The sequence below is a fragment of the Duganella callida genome (assembly GCF_004614165.1).
In the GTDB taxonomy this organism is placed as follows: domain Bacteria; phylum Pseudomonadota; class Gammaproteobacteria; order Burkholderiales; family Burkholderiaceae_D; genus Rugamonas; species Rugamonas callida.
In genome coordinates, this window is record NZ_SPVG01000141.1 from 1 (window position 1) to 4907 (window position 4907).

Here is a 4907-nt window from a genome sequence, read left to right on the forward strand (position 1 = left end):
TAGCGCATGCGCTACGGTAGAGCCCGTGTGCGATTGGCAGAACTGACCCCGGATTACACTTCGTCCTGCTCGTCTTCTTCCGGCAGCTGGATCACGCCGGTGTTGAAGTTGTATTCGAACAGGTCGCCGTAGCGGCCCCATTCGATCGCCACCCGCAGCGCGCGTTCGGCTTCTTCTTCGCTCAGGGTGAAGCGCAGCAGTTTCAGGAACAGGTCTTCCGGCAGGTCGCCCGATTTGTCCTGCTGCAGGCCGTGGCAGATGTAGGCGATCAGCGGCACATGTTCCAGCAGCTGTTTGCCGAACATTTCCTGGCGCTCGGTGTTGCCGGCCTTGACGTAACGCCCGCCCAGCTCGGTCAGCAGGATGTCGCCGTTGGTCAGGTAGGCGAAGCCGAGCAGGATCAGCGCGTTCAGCACTTCCAGCAGTTCGGCGTCGGTCAGTTCGGTTTCTTCGGCCAACTTGGGCAGGTCGGCGCGGCCGTGGAACGGTTCCGCCACCAGCAGCTGCAAGATGCCTTCCATGTGCGCGATATCGGCCTGCGGCAGACGGTCGCCCAGCGCCAGTTTGACTTCCTTTTCGCTGATCAGGCCACCGCGCTTGCCGGCGCTGGCGGTCATCAGCTCGTAGACCTTGTCGATCAGCTGGCGCACTTCGGCGCTTTCGGCCTTGCGCGGCTGCGGCAGCGAGATCGGCAGTTCGGCGCGCACCCGCCCCGGGTCGCTGGCGAAGATCAGCACGCGGTCGGCCATCATCACCGCTTCCTCGATGTTGTGCGAGACCACCAGGATGGCCTTGGTCGGGATCTGCCCCGATTGCCACAGGTCCAGGATTTCTTCGCGCAGGCGCTCGCCGGTCAGCACGTCCAGCGCCGAGAACGCTTCGTCCATCAGCAACACTTCCGGTTCCATCACCAGCGCGCGGGCGATGCCGACGCGCTGCCGCATGCCGCCCGACAGTTCGCGCGGCAGCGCGCCCTCGAAGCCGGACAGGCCGATCAGGTCGATCACCTTTTCCGCCCGGCGCGCGCGCTCTTCCGGCGCCATGCCCTGGGCTTCCAGGCCCAGTTCGACGTTCTTTTGCACCGTCAGCCACGGGAACAGCGCAAACGACTGGAACACCATGCGGATGCCGCGCGCGGTGCCGTACAGCGGCATGCCCCGATACAGCACCTGGCCGGCGTCGGCCTGGATCAGCCCGGCCATGATGCGCAGCATGGTCGATTTGCCGGAACCGGACTGGCCCAGCAGGGCGACGATTTCGCCTTCGCGCAGGGTGAAGTCGACGCCTTCCAGCACCGAGCGCGCGGAACCGTCGGCGGCGCGGAAGTGCTTGCCGACGGCTTTCAGTTCAACGATAGGAGTGCTCATGTTTCTGTTCCTAGAAATGCAGCCGGCTTTCGGCCATGGTGTACAAACGGCGCCAGACGAAGTGGTTGAAGCCCATCACGAAGATGCACATCACGCCGATGCCCAGCGCGATGCGCGGGAAGTCGCCGCTGGCGGTCATTTCGGCGATGTAGCTGCCGATGCCGTGCGCCTTCAGCGTGGTCGGCCCCCAGCTGACGAATTCGGCCACGATGGCCGCGTTCCACGAGCCGCCCGAGGCGGTGATCGCGCCCGTCACGAAGCTGGGGAAGATGGCCGGCAGCAAATAGCGCCGCCATTTCAGCCAGCCGCTCAGGCCGAAGTTCTTGGCCGCGTGGCGCAGCTCGGTCGGGATGGTGGTGGCGCCGGCGATCACGTTGAACAGCAGATACCACTGTGTGCCCAAAATCATCAGCGGCGACAGCCAGATGTCCGGATTCAGGTGATAGCGCACGATGATGATCACCGCCACCGGGAACACCAGGTTGGCCGGAAACGCCGCCAGGAACTGCGCCACCGCCTGGGTGCGCGAGGCCCAGCGCGGATTCAGGCCGATCCAGATGCCGACCGGCACCCAGATCAGCGCGGCCACCGCCAGCAGCAGCACCACGCGCACCATGGTGTACACCGCCAGCAGCAGCACGTGGCCGACTTCGCTCCAGCCGACCTCGGTGCGGATGAAGTGCACCAGGCTCCACAGCGCATAAAACACCACGGCGGCGATCACCGCGTCCCAGATGCGCTGCGGCACCAGCGACGGCTGGTCGCGGCGCGCGCGGATCGAGGTGCCGTCATGCGACAGCCGGAACACGGCGATCGAGCGCGACAGCTGGTTGCCGAACCATTCCACCAACTGCTGGGTGCGCTCGGTGCGACGCAGCCAGGTCAGCAGCCAGGACGATTGCGCGGTGTCGCTGCCGGTTTCCTCGAAGCGAAACTTGTCGGCCCAGGCCAGCAGCGGGCGGAAGAACAGCTGGTCGTAAGCCAGCACCGCGATCAGCATGGCGAAAATGGCCCAGCCGATGGCGCCCAGGTCGCTCTGCTCGATGGCCAGCGCGATGTACGAACCCATGCCGGGCAGCTTGATGTTCTGGTTCGACACCGAGATCGCCTCCGACGCCACCACGAAGAACCAGCCGCCGGACATCGACATCATCATGTTCCACAGCAGGCCGGGCATGGCGAACGGCAGTTCCAGGCGCCAGAAACGCTGCCAGCCGGACAGCTGGAACACCCGCGCCGCCTCCGACAATTCGGCCGGCACGGAGCGGAAGCCCTGGTAGGCGGAAAACGCCATGTTCCAGGCCTGCGAGGTGAAGATGGCGAAGATGGCCGCGCACTCCACGCCCAGCAGGTTACCGGGGAACAGCGCGATGAACGCCGTCACCGTGATCGACAAAAAACCCAGGATAGGAATCGACTGCAGGATATCGAGCAGCGGCACCAGCACTTTTTCGGCGAGCCGGTACTTGGTGGTCAGCGCCGCGAACACACAGCTGAACACCATCGACGCGCCCAGGGCGATGAACATGCGCAGCGTGGTGCGCAACAGGTAATACGGCAGATTCAGCGGATCGAGCGACAACGGCAGCGGCTGGCCCAGTTCGTACGGACGCGCCATCTGCTGGCTGCCATACGCCATCAGCACGAAGAGTGCGAGCACGATGGGCAGCAAGGCCCAGTCCCAGCGGTTACCGCCGGCTTCCACCACCTGGCGGGGGAAAAATTGCCGTTTCTTGTTCATTGCGTATTACTTTCTCAAAGCGACAGGAGGTATCGCGTGGAGATGGGGGGAGGGAGCGTGATGCTGGCCGCCATTCTAATGGATTAATAAGTCAAATATATTACAGTCGTGAAAGTTATTTAATCTATAATTGTCGGGCTATGAGACTGATCGCGGAAAAACGGTCGAAGACCGACAAATATGATGTGTTGCGTTTCGTGCGCAACAACGGCACGGTGACCGAGGCGCTGATGCCGCGCCAGGGCATCCTGCCGCACGACCTGGTGCACTATGTGGTGGAATCGGCCTTGCCCTTGCGCCATGGATTCCTCAGCTTGCTGGCGCGCGGCGCCGATGCGCAGTTCGTGATGGAAAAGGTGCACGACCAAGCCAACCCGCATGTCGAGACCGAGGCGGTGCAGGCCGAAGCCATCGTCGAGGGCCTGCAGGCGCAACTGTGGTCGGGCGCCTTCGACGAGGAAGCTTTTTTAGAAGGCGCGGCGGCGGCCTGCTCCACCCGCAACAAGCCGCCGTTCGACTTCAGCCAGCTGGCACTGAACCTGCAGGAAGCGCTGTACGAGCGCGCCGTCGCACTGAACCAGCAATGGAGCGCCGCGCCCTACTACAGCACCCTGTCGCTGGAATTCAACCCGCAGCCGGTGTGATTATCGGTGTGATTATTTGAGCCAGCCGCGGTGGCGGAAGTAGAGGAAGGGGGCGATGGCGCTGGCCAGCATCATCACCAGCGCCAGCGGGTAGCCGAGGTCCCACTCCAGCTCCGGCAGCCACTTGAAGTTCATGCCGTAGATCGACGCGATCAGGGTCGGCGGCAGGAAGGCCACGCTGGCCACCGAGAAGATCTTGATGATCTTGTTCTGGTTGATGTTGATGAAGCCGACGGTGGCGTCCATCAGGAAGTTGATCTTGTCGAACAGGAAGGAAGTGTGGCCATCCAGCGACTCGATGTCGCGCAGGATCTGGCGCGCTTCCTCGAACTGTTCCGAATTCAGCAAGCGGCCGCGCATCAGGAAACTGACCGCGCGGCGGGTATCCATCATGTTGCGGCGGATACGGCCGTTCAAGTCTTCCTCGTGGGCGATGGCGTTCAGCGCGGCGGCCGCGTCCTGGTCGGTGAATTCTTTCTGCAGCACGCGGCCGCTGACCTCTTCCAGGTTCTGATAGATGCCTTCCAGCGCGTCCGCCGAGTATTCGGCGTCGGTGGCGTACAGGTCCAGCAGCACGTCCATGTAATCGGCGATCGAACCCGGACGCGAGCGCGCACGCATGCGCACCAGGCGGAACACCGGCAGATCGTCGGTGTGCACCGAGAACAGCATCTTGCGCGCCAGGATGAACGCCACCGTCACGATGCGCGACGGGCCGTCTTCTTCTTCCAGCAGGAAGTCGGTGCGCAGATGCAGGTCGCCGTTTTCCGCCTCGTAGTAACGGGCCGAGGCCTCGATGTCCTTGACCTCGTCCTCGCCGGGCAGGGTGACGCCGTAAATCGCCTTCACCCAGCTGCGTTCGTCGTCCGTCGGGTCGGTCAGATCGACCCAGACCGGCTCCACCTGTTCCAGGTCCGCGCGCGTGTCGATCGGTACCTGGTTGAGCCGGCCATTCTGGAGAACGAAAACATTGATCATAGAAAAAAGCGCCTTTGTAAACAGCGCAAGTGTACCCGCAAAGCCCCCGGCGAATCCAGCCAAATTCGGGGTCAGAGCCGACAATAAGACAATTTGTAAAACAAAATTGCCCAAGTAGGCGCATACCCCCCCAGCCAAAGCCAGTACGCCGCCCCCCAGCCCCGCCACAAAACCCGA

The 4907-nt window shown here is 63.2% G+C and carries 4 protein-coding genes; 1 reads left to right on the forward strand and 3 read right to left on the reverse strand.

From position 1 onward, the window contains the following. Positions 1–53: 53 nt before the first annotated feature. Together E4L98_RS13700 and E4L98_RS13705 are read right to left on the reverse strand one after the other, a co-directional pair. A complete protein-coding gene (locus E4L98_RS13700; protein WP_135202109.1) occupies positions 54–1367 on the reverse strand; it encodes an ABC transporter ATP-binding protein in 1314 nt (437 codons plus the stop codon). A gap of 10 nt (positions 1368–1377) precedes the next feature. Then, complete coding sequence (locus E4L98_RS13705; RefSeq protein WP_135202110.1) at positions 1378–3108, reverse strand: ABC transporter permease; 1731 nt, start codon at positions 3106–3108, stop codon at positions 1378–1380. 140 nt (positions 3109–3248) lie between these two features. Between E4L98_RS13705 and E4L98_RS13710 the strand changes: the two genes are divergently transcribed. Beyond that, positions 3249–3752, forward strand: coding sequence for a hypothetical protein (locus E4L98_RS13710; protein ID WP_135202111.1), 504 nt, complete (start codon positions 3249–3251; stop codon positions 3750–3752). Between the two features lie 12 nt (positions 3753–3764). Here the strand turns inward: E4L98_RS13710 and corA are convergent, their stop codons facing one another. Beyond that, on the reverse strand, positions 3765–4730 hold the full coding sequence (corA, locus tag E4L98_RS13715) for a magnesium/cobalt transporter CorA (protein ID WP_135202112.1): 966 nt from the start codon (positions 4728–4730) through the stop codon (positions 3765–3767). Positions 4731–4907: the final 177 nt, after the last annotated feature.